A 19,957-nucleotide genomic window follows, 5' to 3' on the forward strand; every position below is an offset into this window, starting at 1 on the left:
GTATTCGACTGGAAAAATGCGAGACACTACGCATAAACAAGAAGTGTTTTGGCGAGAATTTGGCGTTAGCTAACATTTATAACCATTCCAGAAACAAATTCACTACATCACGAAAAACGTGGGATGAGAAAAAGTAATCCGAAATAAGAGGTGAGATTAGAATTTTTCAAATGAGGAGGGTATTTCCCTTTCCAATAAGCGGAAAGGGAAATGTGACGCGGTTCTCAGAATAAATTTAACGCAGCCAGTGCGGTAAATCTTGTAGACCCATCGCCTGGCGAACTAATTGTTGTTTCACGCCCGGAAGGGTGTCTGCTAATTTCAGGCCGATATCACGCAGCAGTTTCTTCGCCGGATGACTTCCGGCAAACAGGTCTCGGAAGCCCTGCATACTGGCAAGCATCAGGGCGGCACTGTGTTTGCGGCTACGTTCGTAGCGGCGCAGATAGAGATGCTGCCCGATATCTTTACCCTGGCGATGCAAACGGCGCACTTCATCGATCAGTTCGGCCGCATCCATAAAGCCCAGGTTCACGCCCTGCCCGGCTAACGGGTGAATGGTGTGCGCAGCGTCCCCCACTAGCGCTAGACGATGCCCGGCAAAATTACGCGCATAACGGCCTGTGAGCGGGAAAACCTGGCGTTCACTTTCAACACTGCACAAGCCCAAACGCATATCGAATGCCACGGAGAGCGCCTGGTTAAATTCCTCAACGCCTGCCTGCTGCAAACGCTCAGCCTCCAGCGGTGGCAATGACCAGACGATGGAACACAAATGTGGGTCGCTTAACGGCAGGAAAGCCAGAATGCCGTCGCCATGGAAGACCTGGCGGGCAACTGCTTCGTGTGGTTCAGCGGTACGAATAGTAGCAACCAGCGCATGATGGCGATAATCCCAGAACGTCAGTGGAATGTCGGCCTGATTACGCAGCCAGGAATTTGCGCCATCAGCCCCAACCACCAGACGCGCGGTCAGCATTGCGCCATCTTTCAGCGTAATAAAGGCTTCGTTTTCGCCCCATGCCACCTGCTGCAATTCGGCGGGAGCCATCAGAGTGACGTCGCTGCACTGCTCGGCACGCTGCCACAGCGCATGATGAATGACCGCGTTTTCGATAATGTGACCAAGATGGCCGAAACCAAAGGATTTATCATCGAAAACGATATGCCCGAAGCTGTCTTGATCCCAGACTTCCATACCGTGATAGCAACTGGCGCGTTGGGCGATAATTTTCGGCCAGACGCCAAGATGAGTCAGCAGTTTTTCGCTGGCGGCATTGATGGCCGAAACGCGTAATGCTGGTGCAGATTCAGGGGCTAACGGTTGTGGAAGATGATTCTCTAGTACCGCCACTCGCAAACCACTGCCTTGCAGGCCGCAGGCGACCGCCAGCCCAACCATGCCACCACCCACAATTGCCACATCAACGCTTTGCAAAATGACTCTCCTGTAAACCTGTTTTAACGCGCAACCCAGCCAAGCGTGCGCTCTGCCAGCACATTACGCGCCGGAGTTAAATGTTCCATTGCCATCAGCCCCAAATTGCGCCCTACTACCAGCGGAGCCCAACGGTTAGCGAACAGTTGAACTAAACCGTCCGTCACGCCAATGGTAGCCATTTTATCTTCGCTGCGGCGCCGCTGATATTCAGCCAACACGCCATAACTGCCCACGTCTTGAGAGGCTTCGTGCGCAGCAGCCAAATTCTCAGCGAGCGACATTACATCCCGCAAACCAAGATTAAAGCCCTGCCCGGCAATAGGATGCAGGGTTTGAGCGGCGTTCCCCACCAGCGCAACGCGATGTGAAACCGACTGCGAAGCGGTGGTCAGCGCCAGAGGATACTGCGTACGCGCACCGGCGTGGGTGATGCGCCCAAGCCGCCAGCCAAAAGCATCCTGCAATTCATTGCAGAAACGCTCGTCATCCCACTGGGCGATCTCCGCCTGCGCGTCCAACGCCTGGCACCACACCAACGAACAGCGCCCGTCAGACATCGGTAGCATCGCCAGAGGGCCATGCTCGGTAAAACGCTCAAACGCGCGTCCGCTATGCGGTTCAGAAGTGGTGATATTGGCGATAACCGCCACCTGGCGGTAATCCTGCTGCTGCCAGGTGATTCCGGACTTCGCCGCAAGCGGGGAACGCGAACCGTCTGCCGCCACCAGCAATTTGCTTTCGATATGTTCACCGTTATCAAGCTGGACGCTGACTTTATCGATTTCACGAGTAAACGAGGCCACACGTTGCGGGCAATGCAACGTCACACCGGGCGCTTTACGCAGCAAAGCGAATAAACGCAGACCGACATCGTGCAGTTCGACTACCTGGCCCAGCGCTGGAATCTGATAATCCCGCGCCTCAAGGGTAACGAACCCCGCATGGCCGCGATCGCTAACATGCACGGTGGTAATTGCCGTCGCGCAATCTTTAATTGCAGGCCATACGCCGATACGAGTTAGCTGCTGGCAAGTTCCCTGGGCAATGGCGATGGCGCGAGCATCAAACCCAGGGTGTGCCGCCGATTCCGGCGCTGCCGCTTCAACTAAATGAACCGGCAGTTTTCCGCTCGTTAAATGTGATATCGCCAGCGCAAGCGTTGCACCAGCCATACCTCCACCGACAATAATTACGCTCATGACTGACGTGCCGCCGCCATAAGGGCTTCGATGTCGTCTGCCGATTTCACTACGCTGGCGGTCAGATTTTCGTTGCCGTCTGCGGTAATGAGAATATCGTCTTCGATACGAATGCCGATGCCGCGGTACTCAGCGGGGACATCTGCATCTGGCGAAATATACAGACCCGGCTCAACGGTGATAACCATGCCAGGTTCAAGCAGACGTGAACGATCCTGGCCGTAAACGCCAACATCATGCACATCGAGCCCCAGCCAGTGGCTTAGGCCGTGCATAAAGAACGGGCGATGGGCGTTTTCAGCAATTAATTTATCCACTTCGCCATTGAGAATGCCGAGCTTCACCAGCCCCGTCACCATGATGCGCACCACTTCTCCGGTCACGGCCTGCATGGAGGTTCCCGGACGGTAAAGTTTAAGTGCGGTTTCCAGTGATTCGAGCACGATGTCGTAAATCGCCCGCTGCGGCGCGGTAAATTTGCCGCTCACCGGGAAGGTGCGGGTGATGTCACCGGCATAGCCTTTGTATTCACAACCGGCGTCGATTAACACCAAATCGCCGTCGCGCATTTGGCTCTCGTTTTCGGTGTAATGCAAAATGCAGCCGTTTTCGCCGCTGCCCACAATCGTGTTGTACGACGGAAAGCGTGCGCCGTGGCGGTTAAATTCATGAAGAATTTCGCCTTCTAGCTGGTATTCATACATGCCAGGGCGGCATTTTTCCATCGCTCGGGTATGCGCCAGGGCCGTGATTTCCCCCGCGCGACGCAAAGCGGCTATCTCTTCTTCAGATTTAAACACCCGCAGTTCATGTACCCACGGACGCCAGTCGGTCAGTGTTGATGGAGCCGTTAGATTCTGGCGCGAACCATTGCGTAATTTTTCGAGTGCGGCAAAAACAATGCTATCGGCATAGTCGTATGCGCCCTGCGCGTGGTACACCACATCAAGCCCATTGAGTAACTGATGAAGCTGCTGGCCGATCTCAGAGAACGCCAGCGCTCGGTCAACGCCTAATTTTTCAGGAGCGGCTTCCTGCCCAAGACGGCGACCAAACCAGATTTCAGCGGTTTTATCGCGCAGGCGATTAAACAAAACGCTGTGATTGTGGGTTTCGTCGCTTTTAATCAGAACCAGTACGGCTTCCGGTTCGTTAAAACCGGTGAAATACCAGAAATCGCTGTTCTGCCGATACGGGTATTCGCTGTCTGCACTTCGTGTTACCTCGGGAGCGGCAAAGATGAGCGCGGCGCTTGCCGGAGCCATTTTGGCCAGTAACGCCTGACGGCGCCGGAGAAATTCGTGCTGATTCATCACACCTCCTGGGGCTTATTATTTTTAGTGTAGTGTTGGCTTCTGCACTTCTGGTGCGGTCGGAACCGGACGCGTAAAGGTGTCGTGGCACAGCAACGCCGCCACGCGCACGTACTCGACGATCTCTTCGAGCGACATTTCCAGCTCTTCTTGATCTTCGTCTTCGTCGTAGCCCAGTTGCGCAATGTTACGCAAATCGTCGATAGCTTCACCGGTTTCACCCGGGACTTTATCGAGTTTCGGCTGCGTTACGCCCAGGCCAAGCAGGAAGTGGTTTACCCAGCCCGCTAATGCATCGGCACGATCAAACACCGAAACATCGTCGCCATCCGGCAGATAAAGCTGGAACATAAAGCCGTCGTCTTCGAGGGTATCACCGGTCGCACCGTGCATTTGGCGCAGCGTGTCCGCAAGATTTTGGCTAAAGGCCAACCCTTCGTTAGTCAGGTCGTGTAGCAACGGTTGCCAACTGGTGTCTTTGTTGCCACCACACAGCATACCGCTGATTAAGCCGTGCATTTCTGCGGGCGTCAGGCCCACACCCTGTTGGTTCAATAGTTGGCCGACTAAGTCGTAGTCAGGCATCGTGTTCTGTATAGACATGCGCATTCGCCATCGTTGGCAGGGAGAGTTCATGTTATGCTACCACCAGGGACCCCAAGGCACCAGAAAAGGGCTTGTATCTTCATTTTGGGATAGCTATAGTGACGCCCCTTTCGTAACCTGGCACAGGTTAGCGGGAGGCTGGCGAGTTAACAGCAGGAAGGTGGCATGTCTGCACAACCAGTCGATATCCAAATTTTCGGTCGTTCATTGCGCGTGAATTGCCCGCCTGAACAACAGGATGCACTGAATCTTGCGGCGGAAGAGCTCAATCAGCGGTTGCAAGATTTAAAAGTTCGCACTAGAGTCACAAATACTGAGCAGCTAGTTTTCATCGCAGCATTGAACATTTGTTATGAGCTGGCTCAGGAAAAATCGAAAACCCGCGACTACGCAGCCAATATGGAAGAGCGTATTCGGATGTTACAGCAGACCATCGAACAAGCGTTGCTTGAGCAAGGTCGCATAACAGAAAGACAGGGTCCAAATTTTGAATAACACTTCACTGTTACCTATGGTAGAGTAACTTTGAAGAACAAATTTCTCTGAGATGTTTGCATGCGGGCCAGTCCCCTGAGCCGATATTTCATACCACAAGAATGTGGTGCTCCAGATTCTGTGAGCATGCTCGGTCCGTCCGAGAAGCCTGATGATTCTGACGCTACATTCACCTTGAACCAAGGGTTCAAGGGTTACAGCCTGCGGCGGCATCTCGGAGATTCCCTCTTTCTACCAAGTAGTCATCATCATGACGAAAATGCAGTTAATCCCATCGCTTCGACAAGAAATCCGACAGCACATTCGGCAACGACGCCGGACACTCACGCCAACAGAACAACAGCACTTTGCGGAATCAGCCGCTGCGCGCATGCTTGCTTACGAACCCGTAATGAAGGCGGCGACGGTTGCTACGTTTCTGTCATTTGATGGCGAGCTGGATACCACGCCGTTAATTCGTGCGTTGTGGCAGGCAGGCAAAACCGTTTATTTACCGGTTCTTCACCCATTCAGCAAAGGCAATTTGCTGTTTCTTCGTTATGCCAAAAACAGCCATCTGGTGATGAATCGTCTGAAAATTCTTGAGCCCAAGCTGGATGTCCGCGACGTATTGCCGCTAAATAAACTCGATGTGCTTATCACGCCCTTAGTGGCATTTGATGAGCAGGGGCAACGGCTGGGAATGGGGGGCGGTTTTTACGATCGCACATTGCAGAACTGGCAGCAGCACGGTGTTTGGCCGGTTGGGCTGGCACATGATTGCCAGCGCGTTCAGGCATTACCGACTGAAGAGTGGGATATCCCCTTGCCCGCAGTGGTAACGCCATCACGAATCTGGCAGTGGTAGCCTTACGCTGTAGGCAATCGCAGTAGCTGCTTCGTATGCCAATACTGCAGGAGCAAAACGGTGGTCAGCGCCCCCAGCAGTGCGCAAAACATATCGGATTGCGTATCCCACATGTCGCCCTGGGTTCCAAGAAATTCATCCGCACCCTGCCCAAGCGCCAGCGCTGCCGCCCATTCAATGAGTTCGTACAGAGCGCTGATAGCCAGTGCGACACAACAGACCAGAAATGCGACCATTTTACGCCCGCGAATATAACTTCCGCGAATCAGTATTTCCCGCGCAGCAAGTGCAGGCACTAATCCCTGGAAAAAATGGCCCAATTTGTCATAAGGGTTACGGCTCAAACCAAACCACTCCTGCACATCAAAACCGATCGGCACTTTAGCGTAGGTATACAAACCGCCGACCATCAAAATAATCGCATGCAGGAAAATCAAAAAATAGAGCAGTGGCGTGAGCGGGTAGCGCGACCGGGTGGCTAATAGCAGGGGAACAATAATAATGACCGGCGTCACTTCCATCAGCCAGGTCATGCGGTCTGCGGTACTAAAACCGGTATAGATAAGGATCATCAGGAGTATAAACGCACCGAATTTCACGAATGCGCTGGAAAACGTCGTTGTCATAGGGCTTCGCCGGAAAGCTAAAAGCCTAACTATCAGCCGGATAGGCCAGAAATACAACTTAGGAAAGGGATGAAATCGTAGCGCGGGGAGCCTTGGCTCGCTCCCCGGCGTAGAGATTAGTAAAGCAAACGAGCGCGGATGGTACCCGGAATCGCTTTCATCGATTTCAGCGCGGCTTCGGCAACATCTTCCTCAGCATCGACATCAATTACTACGTAACCCATTTTCGGGGTCGTTTGCAGGTACTGTGCGGCAATGTTGATGCCCTGGTCTGCAAAAATCTGGTTCAGTGCGGTCAAAATACCCGGGCGGTTTTCGTGAATGTGCAGTAAACGGCTGGTGCTACCGCCGTGCAACGGCAGGGAAACCTCAGGGAAATTCACCGCAGATAATGTTGAACCGTTATCGGAATATTTCGCCAGCTTGCCTGCGACTTCCAGGCCGATATTTTCCTGCGCTTCCTGAGTCGAACCGCCGATGTGTGGCGTCAAAATAACGTTATCAAACTCGCACAGCGGAGAAGTGAACGGATCGCTGTTGGTTGCAGGTTCTGTCGGGAAGACGTCGATTGCCGCCCCCGCCAGATGTTTACGCGCCAGCGCATCACACAGCGCAGGAATATCGACCACCGTGCCACGGGCGCAGTTGATCAACAGCGAGCCTGGTTTCATCAGTGCCAGTTCATTTGCACCGATCATGTTCTTGGTAGAAGCATTCTCAGGCACATGCAGGCTGATAACGTCGCTCATGTTAAGGAGGTCAGAAAGATGCTGAACCTGAGTTGCATTGCCCAGCGTCAGTTTGTTCTCGATATCGTAGAAGTAAACGTGCATCCCCAGCGCTTCAGCCAGAATCCCCAACTGCGTCCCGATATGGCCGTAGCCAATAATACCGAGCTTTTTACCGCGCGCTTCATACGAACCGACAGCCAGTTTATTCCACACGCCACGGTGTGCTTTCGCGTTAGCTTCAGGTACGCCGCGCAGCAGCAGCAGCAGTTGACCAATGACCAATTCAGCAACGGAGCGCGTGTTAGAGAACGGAGCATTAAACACGGGCACGCCACGTTTTGCCGCAGCATCCAGGTCAACCTGGTTAGTGCCGATGCAGAAACAGCCCACGGCCACCAGCTTTTCAGCCGCCGACAGAATATCTTCAGTTAGGTTAGTGCGGGAACGCAGACCGATGAAATGCGCATCACGGATCGACTCTTTCAAAGCATCGCTATCCAGCGCGCCTTTATGGTATTCGATGTTGGTATAGCCTGCTGCGCGAAGGTTATCCACGGCTTTCTGGTGTACGCCTTCCACCAGCAGGAATTTAATTTTGTCTTTATCCAGTGATACTTTTGCCATTTCCCGACCCTATTTTTTAGAACTGATGTTGTGCTGTGTGATAAGACACCCTTCTGCCAAAATATCAAAAAATACGGGCGGGGCAATATAAACGATTGCGCGGTCAACTTATTGAAAAAGGAATAAGCGGCGGCAGGCAGCATAAAATGCCAGGGAGAGGAGAAAAGCAGGAATGAAAAATAGGCGCTGGTTAAGAATGTGACATATGTCACCAAATTTGCCGTTAGATTATTTTGTCATTTTTTATTCATTATTTGGGGCGCATGACACGCCCCGGTCAGATCATTTCACTATGGTTTTCACACCATCGGCGGTTCCAATCAACGCCACATCCGCACCACGGTTAGCAAACAAACCAACCGTCACCACGCCTGGCAGGCCGTTGATAGCATTTTCCAGCGCGATAGGATCGATAATGCTCAGGCCATAAACATCCAGAATGATGTTGCCGTTATCAGTCACCACGCCCTGGCGGTATTCCGGGCGGCCGCCCAGTTTGACCAGTTCACGCGCCACACAGCTACGCGCCATTGGAATCACTTCCACCGGCAGAGGGAAATTACCCAGGACACCGACCTGTTTGGATGCGTCGGCGATACAAATAAATTTGTCCGCGACAGACGCGATGATCTTCTCGCGCGTCAACGCAGCACCGCCGCCTTTGATCATCTGCATCTGGCCGTTGATCTCATCGGCACCATCCACGTAGATCCCAAGAGAATCAACTTCGTTAAGATCGTAAACGGTGATCCCAAGGCTTTTCAGTTTTGCGGTGGAAGCGTCGGAGCTAGAAACGGCACCATCAATTTGATGTTTGATCGTTCCGAGGGCATCAATGAAGTGTGCGGCGGTAGAGCCGGTGCCTACGCCCACGATGGTGCCCGGCTGCACGTATTGTAGTGCTGCCCAGCCGACTGCTTTTTTCAGTTCATCCTGCGTCATGGTTATTTGCCTGTGCTGTGAAAACTGACGCGCATTATAGTGCATGCTTAATAAGAAAGTCCTCGCCAATGGCCGCACTCATCCGATCTTTATGGATTCAGTCTGGATTGGCTGCAAATTTATGTCATAGTGCTGACATAACTAAAACAGGAGTTAGCTAATAACAATGAAACGCCCGGACTATAGAACGCTACAGGCGCTGGATGCAGTGATTCGTGAACGAGGATTTGAACGCGCGGCACAAAAGCTCTGCATTACTCAATCAGCGGTTTCACAGCGTATCAAGCAACTGGAAAATATGTTCGGCCAGCCATTGTTAGTGCGCACGGTTCCCCCTCGTCCTACCGAGCAAGGCCAAAAACTTCTCGCGTTATTACGCCAGGTTGAATTGCTTGAAGAAGAGTGGCTGGGTGACGAACAAACCGGTTCTACGCCGCTGCTATTGTCGCTCGCGGTGAACGCCGACAGTCTGGCAACCTGGCTGTTGCCCGCGCTGGCGCCTGTTCTTGCCGACTCCCCTATTCGTCTCAATCTTCAGGTTGAAGATGAAACCCGTACCCAGGAACGCCTGCGCCGCGGTGAAGTAGTCGGCGCGGTTTCTATTCAGCCACAGCCGCTGCCAAGTTGCCTGGTCGACAGGCTCGGCGCGCTGGATTATCTGTTTGTCGGTTCGAAAGATTTTGCGGCGCGTTATTTTCCTAACGGTGTGACGCGCTCGGCTCTGCTAAAAGCCCCTGCCGTGGCGTTTGACCATCTCGACGATATGCACCAGGCGTTTTTACAACAGAATTTCGATTTGTCGCCGGGCAGCGTGCCATGCCATATCGTTAACTCGTCAGAAGCCTTCGTGCAACTGGCGCGTCAGGGCACCACCTGCTGCATGATCCCGCATTTGCAGATTGAAAGAGAGCTCAATAGCGGCGAGTTAATCGACCTGACGCCGGGCCTGATGCAGCGGCGTATGCTTTATTGGCATCGCTTTGCACCAGAAAGCCGCATGATGCGTAATGTGACCGATGCGTTGTTGGAATATGGGCATCGTGTCCTGCGCCAGGACGCTGAATAGAAAAAGGCCGCTAATTTAGCGGCCTTTTTTTTGTCGGATGACGCTAACGCTTATCCGACCTACATTTTACGGTTTTGTAGGGTGGATAAGCGCAAGCGCCATCCACCATTTTATTGAGCAGGCTGCTCGCTCTTAGCGCGTTCCAACTCAAACACTACATCAACCTGATCGCCAAACTGAATCGTTTGCTGATCGTAAGTATCCTGGGCTGAAACTGGCGCTGCCGCATCGGCCTTCATCATCCGCACCATCGGCGCTGGCTGGTAGTTAGAAACGTGATAACGCACGCTATAAACCGGCCCCAGCTTGCTGTTAAAGCCTTCCGCTAATAGCTTCGCCTGACGCATTGCATCATCGATAGCTTCTTTACGCGCTTTGTCTTTGTACTGCTCAGGGTTCGCGACCCCAAGCGAAACAGAACGAATTTCGTTAAGACCGGCTTTCAGCGCCTCATCAAGTAACTCATTCATTTTATCGAGTTTACGCAGCGTGACTTCAACCTGACGCACGGCGCGATAGCCTTTTAGCTGCGTCTTACCGTCTTTCAGGTATTCGTATTCTGGTTGGGTGCGCAAATTGGCAGCATTAATATCTTTCTTCTCAACACCGCTTTGCTGCAAGAAAGTCAGATACTGTGCCACGCGATCGTCAGCCTGTTTCTTCGCTGAAGCCGCATCTTTGGCAGATACATTTACTTCGATAGCAAGCGTAGCAATGTCAGGAACGGCATCCACACTTGAAGTACCGGATGTCACAACATGCGGGCCGTTTGGCAATTCATCGGCCAGCACCGGAACCGAACCAAATCCCACCAGAGCGGCTAATGCCAGGGTTTTAAACTTCACTGTAATTCCTCCATGCTACATTCCACTGTCATTACACCCGCAGAGAACACGGGTGTCTGGCTGGAAGCTTAGCCTGGAATAACAACTTGTCTATCGGAAAAAGGCGAATTAACTCAACAGAGAAGTCAGATGACGAACACCGTCAGCGGCGAGTTGCAATGCGATAAACCACATTACCAACCCCACTACCCCATTGATTATACGCTGGGCTTTCGCAGTGCGCAGGCGCGGTGCCAGCCATGCGGCAAGAATCGCCAGGCCATAAAACCACAGGATAGACGCGCTCACCGTTCCCAGCGCAAACCAACGTTTTGGCTCATCTGCCAACTGCCCACCGAGACTGCCTAAAACCACAAAAGTATCGAGATAAACATGAGGGTTAAGCCAGGTGACGGCCAACACGGTCGCAATGATTTTCCATCGCCCTTGCTTGAGCACTTCCGCAGAAGCCAGTTCTACACTGCTGCTCATCGCAGTACGCAATGCCCCCCAACCGTACCAGAGCAAAAAGGCCACGCCGCCCCAGGTAACAATCGCCAGCAGCCACGGCGACTGCATCAGAAGTGCGCTCCCGCCAAATATCCCGCCGCAAATCAGCAACAAATCACTTAATGCGCAAAGGGACGCAATCATCAAGTGGTATTCGCGACGAATCCCCTGGTTCATGACAAAAGCATTTTGCGGCCCAAGAGGCAGAATTAACGCAGCGCCTAAGGTAAGACCTTGAAAAAAATAAGATAACATGATGGTTCACTCTTCAATATTTAGCCCTGTTTAGCCATTGAGAGAGAGTGTAATGGGGAAAAATTATTAGAGGAAATGGATAATTTTAATGGTTTATCAGATTTACTAATAACTAGCAGGCCAGCCGAAGCTGGCCCAAGAAACCATGTTTACGCGGCTTCTGCTTCTCTTACGCGTCTGAAGTTCACGTCCATTTGTGGATAAGGGAAGCTGATACCCTGGGCATCAAACTCTTTCTTAATACGCTCCAGCACGTCCCAATAAACATTTTGCAGGTCGCCGCTGTTGCTCCAGGTGCGCACCACAAAGTTGATTGACGATGCACCGAGCTCGTTGAGGCGCACGGTCATTTCGCGATCTTTTAAGATGCGCTCATCGCTGTTGATAATATCCGTCAGGATCTTTTTAACCTGATCGATATCTGAGTCATACGCCACGCTGATAATAAACTCGTTACGGCGCACCGGCTCGCGGGAGTAGTTAATAATATTACCCGCAATGATTTTGCCGTTTGGCACCACGACGATTTTGCCGTCTACAGTGCGCATGGTCGTAGAGAAAATCTGTACGTTAAGCACGGTTCCGGCAATACCACCCAGATCAACATACTCACCTGCACGGAACGGACGGAAAGTGACCAGCAGCACGCCCGCAGCCAAGTTGGAAAGCGAACCCTGCAAAGCCAGGCCAATCGCCAAACCTGCGGCACCCAATACGGCGATAACCGACGCCGTTTGCACGCCAACGCGGCCAAGTGCGGCAATTAACGTAAAAGCGATAATGCCGTAACGCACCAGAGCTGAGAGGAAATCCGCAACCGTTGCATCGATATGACGAGCTAACATCACGCGGTTAATGCCGTTGGACACCACACGAGCGACGATCATGCCGACGATAATAATAGCAATCGCCGCCACAATGTTGACCGCATAGCTCAGCAGTAACGCCTGGTTGCGCACCAGCCAGCCCCCGGCATTATTAATACTGTCTACTACATTGAGATCTTCCATTCACGGTTCCTTGTTATTACTAAAATTCTGCACCCTAAAGGCACAAGTGAGACTTTAAAGGGTAATCAAAACAAGCGAATATGCCAAGGCGGTCACAAAAATGATTGAAAAATCAAACTGTACAGAGAGGGAAATAAACCCGCCGAAGCGGGCTATTAACTAAAGTGCATGGGTGAAAGTGCGGGAGATAACATCTTGCTGCTGCTCGCGCGTTAAGGCATTAAAACGCACGGCGTAGCCGGAAACGCGAATCGTCAGCGTCGGGTAATTTTCAGGGTGTTTAACAGCATCCATCAACATTTCCCGATTCATCACGTTCACATTCAAATGCTGCCCGCCCTCGGTTTTCACATCGTGATGGAAATAACCATCCAGCAGCCCAACCAGGTTTAACTGGCGCACGGCGTCATCTTTGCCCAGTGCCGCAGGAACAATAGAGAAGGTGTATGAGATGCCGTCTTTTGCATAACTGAACGGCAGTTTCGCCACCGACGTTAAAGAAGCCACGGCCCCTTTACGATCTCTGCCGTGCATAGGGTTAGCCCCCGGTGCAAATGGCGTTCCACCGCGGCGGCCGTCTGGTGTATTCCCCGTTTTTTGCCCATACACCACGTTTGAGGTGATCGTCAGGATCGATTGCGTCGGCACGGCATTGCGATAAGTCGGCAGCGCCTGGATCTTCTTCATAAAGCGCTCAACAAGATCGCAGGCGATAGCATCAACACGATCGTCATTATTGCCGTACTGCGGGTAATCCCCTTCGATCACAAAATCGAGCGCCAGCCCGTTATGGTCGCGCACCGGTTTTACAGTGGCGTACTTAATCGCGGAGAGAGAATCCACCGCAACCGATAATCCGGCAATGCCACACGCCATGGTGCGATAAACGTCCCTGTCATGCAGAGCCATCAGCGACGCTTCGTAGCTGTATTTGTCGTGCATGTAGTGGATGAGATTGAGCGCGGTTATGTATTGCGCCGCCAGCCAGTCCATAAAGTGGTCGAGGCTGCTCATCACCGTTTCATAATCCAGGACGTCATCCAGCAGCATGGGCATTTTCGGCCCGACCTGGATTTTGAGTTTTTCATCCATGCCGCCGTTGATGCAATACAGCAGCGTTTTTGCCAGGTTGGCACGTGCGCCAAAGAACTGCATCTGCTTACCGATAACCATCGGGCTTACGCAGCAGGCAATGGCGTAATCATCGCTGTCAAAATCGCAGCGCATCAGGTCATCGTTTTCATACTGCAACGATGAGGTTTCTATCGAGACTTTTGCCGCATACACTTTGAACGCTTTCGGCAGGGCTTCCGACCACAAAATAGTGAGATTCGGCTCCGGTGCAGGGCCCATGGTGTAAAGGGTGTTCAGATAGCGATAGGCGTTTTTGGTGACCAGCGTGCGCCCATCAAGCCCCATCCCGCCGATGACCTCTGTCGCCCAGATAGGGTCGCCTGAGAAGAGGGAATCAAACTCAGGCGTACGGAGGAAACGCACCATGCGGATCTTCATAATGAAATGGTCGACCAGCTCCTGGGCCTGAACTTCTGTCAGCAAGCCTGCTTTCAGATCGCGCTCGATATAAATATCGATAAACGTTGTGGTGCGCCCGAGGGACATCGCCCCACCGTTTTGCGATTTCACCGCCGCCAGATAGGCAAAATAGAGCCATTGCAACGCTTCCTGCGCGTTACGCGCCGGGCGTGAAATATCAAAGCCGTAATTCTCCGCCATCTCTTGAATTTGCAGCAGCGCACGACGATGCTCAGACAACTCTTCGCGCAGGCGGATTACCGCCTCCAGATTTTCACCGCGTTCGAGCTGGCCTTGTAGATCGGCAAACTGCAACTCACGCTCGCGAACCAGGAAAGCAATGCCGTACAGCGCCACGCGGCGATAGTCCCCAATGATTCGCCCGCGTCCGTAACCGTCCGGTAAACCGGTCAGCACGCCTGATTTACGGCAGCGCAGAATATCCGGTGAATAAACGTCAAATACGCCCTGATTATGGGTTTTACGCAGCGAGGTAAACTGGTATTCGAAGTCAGCATCCATTTCACGACCATAAGCCTCAAACGAGCTTTTGATCATATTGATTCCGCCGTAAGGATGCAGGGCACGCTTTAAAGGTTTATCAGTTTGCAACCCAACAATCTTTTCCCGCTCTTTAATAATATAGCCCGGCGCATGGGCGGTAATTGTTGTGGCAATATTCGTGTCGAAATCCACCGGTGCATGAGTAGCGTTTTCGATACGAATACCGTCCATCACTTTTTCCCAAAGCGCACTTGTGGCGGGAGTGGCTCCAGCTAAAAAAGATTCATCGCCTTCATACGGGGTATAATTCTGCTGGATAAAATCCCGAACATTTATTTTCTTTTTCCATTCGTCACCGGAGAATTTCTGCCAGGCATGGGAATAACTATCGATGTTAATATCAATATCCACATTCATTACTTCATTCCTTTAGACCAGATAATTAATTCAGGCGTATTGCGCTACCAGGCTCTCTTTTCCCAAATGCAGCGCATCAAGGGCAATCATTTTCTCTTCATTTGTAGGAATAACGGCGCAGAAAATAGGTGACTCAGGTTTTGAAATAACTCGCTCGCCTTCCCGGTTAGAGTATTTATTTTTTTCTTCGTCCAGAATAATGCCGAATACGCGTAAGTGCTCGCTGACCAGTTGCCGAATAAATATTGAGTTTTCACCAATACCGCCGGTAAAAATAACACCATCAAAGCGATTTAAAGATGCGGCATGCGCGCCAATAGTTCTGGCAATACGATGAACAAAGGTCTTAATAGTTAACTGCGCTCGAACATCGCCATTGTGCCTGGCTTTCTCCAGCGTCCGTAAATCCGAAGATAAACCGGAAAGCCCCAATAGGCCGGACTCCTTATTAACCACTTGTTCAAGGTCATCAAGAGATTGCCCGCTCTGGCGAGCAAGCCAGGCCATCGCGCCAAAATCCACATCACCGCAGCGCGTGCCCATAATCAGCCCTTCGAGCGGCGTCATGCCCATCGACGTATCGACGCTCTCACCATTCTGAACCGCACAAATTGAAGCCCCATTTCCTAAGTGAGCAATCACTAACCCCGAATTTCCTGGCTCCAGCCCTAATAATTCGGCGGCCTGCCGGGCGACATAGCGGTGCGAGGTGCCATGAAATCCATAGCGGCGCACGCCATACTCTTCGAAGTAACGGTATGGCAGCCCATACAAATACGCTTCAGGTTTCAGAGTCTGGTGGAAACTGGTATCGAATACTGCGACCTGTGGAACGCCAGGAAAACGTAGCAGTGATGATTCCACCCCGTGCAAATTGGCGTAATTATGCAAAGGCGCCAGTGGTGAAACCTGGCGAATTTTCTCAATCACGTCCTCAGTGATTAACACCGATTCACTAAATAAAGATCCGCCATGAGCAATTCGGTGGCCTATAAAAGCTACGCTATCAGATAAATCACGAATTTCGAGCTCCGCAGATATTGCTGCAAGTGCATCTTCATAATTCTGGCGAGCCAGAATTACTGGCTCCCCATCATTAACGATTATAAATGCACGCTCTGTATTAATCCCTTCGCAAATCCCGGATAAAAGCACATCGTACGTTTCTGCATCCAGTACTGAAAATTTAACCGAGGAAGAACCACAATTAATCGTCAGTACAACTGGGTAATCGTTCATTTTTAAGTTCCACTCATCCTGAGTAAATCACAAACAATCAGATTAATTTGTAGACAATATTAAGAATCGTCAACAATCCAATGACGGTGACAAAAATGTTCTCGGTTTTACCTTTGTATTTCGCAAGCGCAGGCGTTTTGCGAATTGCATACATCGGCAGCAGGCAAAGCAGTGAGGCGATAATTGGCGCACCCATGGCTTCAATTAAATCCAGGATGTTCGGGTTGGCGTAAGCCACAATCCAGGTGGAGCCCATGATAAAGATCATGCTGATAAAATTAAGTTTTCCGCCGGAAACTTTGGTTTTATCACCTTTATAACCAAACTTGAGGATCAGCCCGTTCAGCCCTTCCAGCGTGCCGAGGTAGTGGCCGAAGAAGGATTTGAAGATAGCCACCAGTGCAATCACCGACGCGCCATATTCCAGCGTAGTTGCGAAGGTGGATTTTGTGCCGGACATCGAAGAGAAGTGGTTTGCCAGATAAGAAAGCACGGGAATATTCTGCGCTTTCGCTTCGGCCATATTCTGTGGCGAGAGCGTAAACAGGCAGCTAAAGGCAAAGAACATCACAACGGCCACCATCAGGATGCTGGCGCGGGAAATAATCTTCGAGCACTTGTCTTCAGTAAACTGTCTGCCAAAGTCATGCTCGTACTCTTCGCGTTTGGACACCACAAAAGAAGAGACAATCGGTGAGAAGTTAAAGGAGAAGACCATAATGGAAATGCCTAGCCAGACAGTGACCAGAATGCCGTCGCTACCGGTGAAAGAGATGTCACTCAGGCTGGCTTGATCAATGACCGCAGAGTTCCAGTAAGGGATCAGCGACAGCGAAATCACGACGAGGCAGGCGATGAAAGGAAAGACCAAATAACTCATGACCTTAACCATCAAATCTTTACCGAAGAAGATGACAAAAGCCATCAACAGCAGCAAAAACAGCGCCACTACGCCACGGTTAAGCGGCATAAGCTGAAGCTGATTCTCCCAGAAAGTCATAAAAGTATTGGTAATCGTGACGCCATAAATCCAGAGCAGCGGGCAAATAGCAAAAAAGTACAGGAAAGTAATAACCACACCGCCTGTCTTACCAAAATGCTCTTCTACCGTTTCAGTGATATTTCCCGAAGGATTGCTGCCAGAAAGACAAAGGCGAGCCAGTGCCCGATGGCAATAAAAGGCTATCGGAAAAGCCAGGAACAGCATGATTACAATCGGAATTAAGCCACCGTAACCTGCGCGGATGGGGAAAAATAAAACCCCTGCGCCAATAGCGGTGCCAAATAACCCTAGAGTCCATGTGGTGTCAGATTTACGCCATGGCGCAGTGGCTTGTTGACCAATGAGGGTTGCATCAGTATTACTCATAATAGAGTTCCTTAAATTATATATCCGTTGCATTTCTGGCTACATTACTCATCATTGCCCTGCAGCCAGAATTATGGGGAGTATATCAAATATCTGCTGAGCCCGTAATTTGTGAAACACGCGAAAGATCGATGTTTCCACCTGAGATAATGCTTACTGTTTTACGCCCTTTAATATAATGGTCGAGCTTACCGCTTAATAAAGCCGCAGAGGCTAATGCTCCCGCACCTTCGGTAATCACTTTATTGCGTTGAATGAGCGCCACCATACTATTTTTGATTTCTTCTTCGCTGACTAAAATAATATCCGTCACTAATTTTTTCACAATTTCAAACGTTAAACGGCCCGGACGTGAAACATCGCAGCCATCAGCTAACGTACCTGCATTACGATGTGCCATCAGCTCACCTTTATAAAACGAGGCCGCCATTCCATGTACGTTTTCTGCCTGTACGCCGATAATATTGATTGTTGGGTTAATAGATTTTATCGCCAACGCAATACCGGCGATTAGACCACCGCCGCCAATCGGAACAATCACATTATCCACGTCATATAAATCTTCGAGAATCTCAAGGCCTATTGTACCTTGGCCGGCAATCACTTTTTCATCGTCATAAGGTGGAATAAAGATGCGCCCTTCCATCTCCACAATTTCGCTAACCTTGGCGATAGTGTCATTGAAATTATCGCCATGCATAACGACCTGCGCCGAATAATCAGTCGTTGCAGCCACTTTAGATTTTGGTGCGCCGTTAGGCATAACGACTTTGCCATCAATCCCCAGAATAGCGCAGGAAAGTGAGACGCCTTGCGCATGGTTACCTGCAGAACAAGCCACCACCCCTTTTTTTCTTTCTTCTTCAGTCAGGGAACTGAGCTTATTAAAAGCGCCACGTATTTTAAATGAACCTGTACGCTGCATGTTTTCAAATTTTAAAAATATTTCTCCCTGACAGCATTCGCTGAGATAATTAGACCTTGGCATTCCTGTCTTGTATATATAACCCGCTAATCTTTTTTTCGCTTCAAGAACATCAATAATAGTGACAGGGAGTTCATAATCGATATGCATGTTGACCTCAAGAATTAAAAGCAAAAATAATATCGGCGGTGACATTTTTAATATGCCACCTTGATTGAATTTTATATTTATCAGTTACTGGATAAAGCTACGCGACTTCAGTTAATTGAGTGCGTTGAAACTGGCTACGTAATGAATGTTTTCTGGCAAGCTCAACTAATGTCGCGGCAGATCGATTTATTCGATAATTTTTAGACCAAACCGCAGCGTAGCGAGCGACCGGTAACTTATCCTCAACGGGAACTTTAATAAATTGGTTAGAGCCAAACGGGGAAATCATATCTCGGGGAATAACCGTTAAGAAACCGGCATTAAGTACCAGGTTATAAATCGTCACTACCGAATCTGTTTTAACGATGTTTTCACTTTTGATGTTGTTCTTTTGAAGGGTAGTGAGAAGTTCACTGTAATAACCCATTTCCGTTTGCGGTAATACCCATTGCTCATGACTTAATGCGCTAAGCGTGGTCGTGCCTCTAATCACTCGCGTTCGGTTTGCTACCAGAATAAATTCTGACTCAAACAGAGGCTCAATGTGGAGATCCTGGAGCAGCATTTCATCGCTCAATGTTCCGATGGCAAAATCCAGGCGACCATCACGAATAGCGGGCAAGAAAGAAGAAAGCTGGGCTTCGAACATCGAAACCTGAACCTGCGGGAATAGCTCCTTAAATTCTTTCATCATTCCCGGTAAAAAAGTAAAACCGATAAGCGACGGGTAGCCAAATGAGACGTCGATAACCGTGTTGCCGATCATACCATTCATTTCGCTACACATATTTCTTAACTCACGCGTGATGGATTCTGCGTGAGTCAGGAGCACTTTTCCTGCTTCGGTTAATTTTACACCGGTATTTTTTCTGATAATTAGCTCTAAACCAAAATAGGTTTCCATGTCGCTAATAATTTTACTGACAGCGGGCTGAGTCAGGCTAAGTTGTTTTGCGGCTGAACCAAATGATCCACTTCTGACCACTTCCTGAAAAACAAGCAAATGCTGTGTCTTCGGTAATGAGTTATTGTCCATGAAGATCCGCGCCTAATTAACTTTCCCTGCGGCAGATGATAGCGAATTATGTGCTCGTTGTTATGTGCAGTGACTCACAATTACTTGCGCAATGATTGTATGCAAATCACTCGAACCATGGAAAATACATATAAATCATAATGTTATATATTGTTCATTTGCAATTTATATGACAAAGGTCAACCTTAATCTCGGGAATAAAATAAATTTATGGTGATAAATAAATCATATCTGTACAAATAACTTCCTTTTCTAAACGAATCTGAAATGAAAATAAAATATTCTCTTGAAGGCG

General features: G+C 50.2%; 18 protein-coding genes and 1 other RNA gene. 4 read left to right on the forward strand and 15 right to left on the reverse strand.

What is annotated here, in order from left to right; genetic code table 11:
* Nucleotides 1–235: 235 nt before the first annotated feature.
* Genes ubiI through AB1E22_RS05705 form a run of 4 tightly spaced genes read right to left on the reverse strand, consistent with a single transcriptional unit; the run spans nt 236 to nt 4,556 of the window.
* Nucleotides 236–1,438, reverse strand: coding sequence for an FAD-dependent 2-octaprenylphenol hydroxylase (gene ubiI, locus AB1E22_RS05690; protein ID WP_367594466.1), 1,203 nt, complete (start codon nt 1,436–1,438; stop codon nt 236–238).
* Nucleotides 1,439–1,461: 23 nt separating this feature from the next.
* The gene (gene ubiH, locus AB1E22_RS05695; RefSeq protein ID WP_367594467.1) at nt 1,462–2,640 is read right to left on the reverse strand and encodes a 2-octaprenyl-6-methoxyphenyl hydroxylase; all 1,179 of its coding nucleotides are present in this window, start codon (nt 2,638–2,640) and stop codon (nt 1,462–1,464) included.
* Nucleotides 2,637–3,953, reverse strand: a complete 1,317-nt coding sequence (gene pepP, locus AB1E22_RS05700) for a Xaa-Pro aminopeptidase (protein ID WP_367594468.1) — start codon at nt 3,951–3,953, stop codon at nt 2,637–2,639. The genes ubiH and pepP overlap by 4 nt, the downstream gene beginning before the upstream one ends.
* A gap of 24 nt (nt 3,954–3,977) precedes the next feature.
* Nucleotides 3,978–4,556 carry a YecA family protein gene (locus AB1E22_RS05705; RefSeq protein ID WP_367594469.1) on the reverse strand — a complete coding sequence of 193 codons (579 nt, stop codon included), beginning with the start codon at nt 4,554–4,556 and terminating at the stop codon, nt 3,978–3,980.
* Nucleotides 4,557–4,724: 168 nt separating this feature from the next.
* On the opposite strand from AB1E22_RS05705, the gene zapA reads away from it, so the two are divergent.
* From zapA to AB1E22_RS05720, 3 genes are all read left to right on the forward strand, one after another.
* The gene (gene zapA / locus AB1E22_RS05710; RefSeq protein WP_139878673.1) at nt 4,725–5,054 is read left to right on the forward strand and encodes a cell division protein ZapA; all 330 of its coding nucleotides are present in this window, start codon (nt 4,725–4,727) and stop codon (nt 5,052–5,054) included.
* 41 nt (nt 5,055–5,095) lie between these two features.
* Nucleotides 5,096–5,279: non-coding RNA, 6S RNA (ssrS, locus tag AB1E22_RS05715), on the forward strand.
* A gap of 25 nt (nt 5,280–5,304) precedes the next feature.
* A complete protein-coding gene (locus tag AB1E22_RS05720; RefSeq protein ID WP_367594470.1) occupies nt 5,305–5,901 on the forward strand; it encodes a 5-formyltetrahydrofolate cyclo-ligase in 597 nt (198 codons plus the stop codon).
* Between the two features lie 2 nt (nt 5,902–5,903).
* On the opposite strand, the gene AB1E22_RS05725 is transcribed toward AB1E22_RS05720, so the two are convergent.
* The 3 genes from AB1E22_RS05725 to rpiA all read right to left on the reverse strand — a co-directional run bounded on the left by AB1E22_RS05725 (nt 5,904) and on the right by rpiA (nt 8,824).
* A complete protein-coding gene (locus tag AB1E22_RS05725) occupies nt 5,904–6,527 on the reverse strand; it encodes a DUF2238 domain-containing protein (protein ID WP_367594471.1) in 624 nt (207 codons plus the stop codon).
* Nucleotides 6,528–6,643: 116 nt separating this feature from the next.
* A complete protein-coding gene (gene serA, locus AB1E22_RS05730; RefSeq protein WP_367594472.1) occupies nt 6,644–7,882 on the reverse strand; it encodes a phosphoglycerate dehydrogenase in 1,239 nt (412 codons plus the stop codon).
* A gap of 282 nt (nt 7,883–8,164) precedes the next feature.
* A complete protein-coding gene (gene rpiA / locus AB1E22_RS05735; protein ID WP_367594473.1) occupies nt 8,165–8,824 on the reverse strand; it encodes a ribose-5-phosphate isomerase RpiA in 660 nt (219 codons plus the stop codon).
* A 166-nt stretch (nt 8,825–8,990) separates the two neighbouring features.
* On the opposite strand from rpiA, the gene argP reads away from it, so the two are divergent.
* On the forward strand, nt 8,991–9,890 hold the full coding sequence (gene argP, locus AB1E22_RS05740) for a DNA-binding transcriptional regulator ArgP (protein WP_271123477.1): 900 nt from the start codon (nt 8,991–8,993) through the stop codon (nt 9,888–9,890).
* A 110-nt stretch (nt 9,891–10,000) separates the two neighbouring features.
* Here argP and AB1E22_RS05745 read toward each other — a convergent pair whose 3' ends face one another.
* The 8 genes from AB1E22_RS05745 to tdcA all read right to left on the reverse strand — a co-directional run bounded on the left by AB1E22_RS05745 (nt 10,001) and on the right by tdcA (nt 19,662).
* Nucleotides 10,001–10,735, reverse strand: coding sequence for an oxidative stress defense protein (locus AB1E22_RS05745; RefSeq protein WP_367594474.1), 735 nt, complete (start codon nt 10,733–10,735; stop codon nt 10,001–10,003).
* A 108-nt stretch (nt 10,736–10,843) separates the two neighbouring features.
* Nucleotides 10,844–11,479 carry an arginine exporter ArgO gene (gene argO, locus AB1E22_RS05750; RefSeq protein WP_367594475.1) on the reverse strand — a complete coding sequence of 212 codons (636 nt, stop codon included), beginning with the start codon at nt 11,477–11,479 and terminating at the stop codon, nt 10,844–10,846.
* 149 nt (nt 11,480–11,628) lie between these two features.
* Complete coding sequence (locus AB1E22_RS05755) at nt 11,629–12,489, reverse strand: small-conductance mechanosensitive channel MscS (RefSeq protein WP_367594476.1); 861 nt, start codon at nt 12,487–12,489, stop codon at nt 11,629–11,631.
* A gap of 159 nt (nt 12,490–12,648) precedes the next feature.
* Nucleotides 12,649–14,943 carry a formate C-acetyltransferase gene (pflB, locus tag AB1E22_RS05760; RefSeq protein WP_367594477.1) on the reverse strand — a complete coding sequence of 765 codons (2,295 nt, stop codon included), beginning with the start codon at nt 14,941–14,943 and terminating at the stop codon, nt 12,649–12,651.
* A 30-nt stretch (nt 14,944–14,973) separates the two neighbouring features.
* Entirely contained in the window at nt 14,974–16,182 is a 1,209-nt protein-coding gene (gene tdcD, locus AB1E22_RS05765) for a propionate kinase (protein ID WP_367594478.1), read from the reverse strand.
* A gap of 37 nt (nt 16,183–16,219) precedes the next feature.
* A complete protein-coding gene (tdcC, locus tag AB1E22_RS05770; protein WP_367594479.1) occupies nt 16,220–17,551 on the reverse strand; it encodes a threonine/serine transporter TdcC in 1,332 nt (443 codons plus the stop codon).
* Nucleotides 17,552–17,636: 85 nt separating this feature from the next.
* Complete coding sequence (tdcB, locus tag AB1E22_RS05775) at nt 17,637–18,626, reverse strand: bifunctional threonine ammonia-lyase/L-serine ammonia-lyase TdcB (protein WP_367597337.1); 990 nt, start codon at nt 18,624–18,626, stop codon at nt 17,637–17,639.
* Between the two features lie 97 nt (nt 18,627–18,723).
* Nucleotides 18,724–19,662 (reverse strand): transcriptional regulator TdcA, encoded by a 939-nt coding sequence (gene tdcA / locus AB1E22_RS05780; RefSeq protein WP_367594480.1) that lies wholly within the window; start codon nt 19,660–19,662, stop codon nt 18,724–18,726.
* Nucleotides 19,663–19,957: the final 295 nt, after the last annotated feature.

Origin of the sequence: Buttiauxella gaviniae (assembly GCF_040786275.1) — a bacterium.
Taxonomy (GTDB): Bacteria; Pseudomonadota; Gammaproteobacteria; order Enterobacterales; family Enterobacteriaceae; genus Buttiauxella; species Buttiauxella gaviniae_A.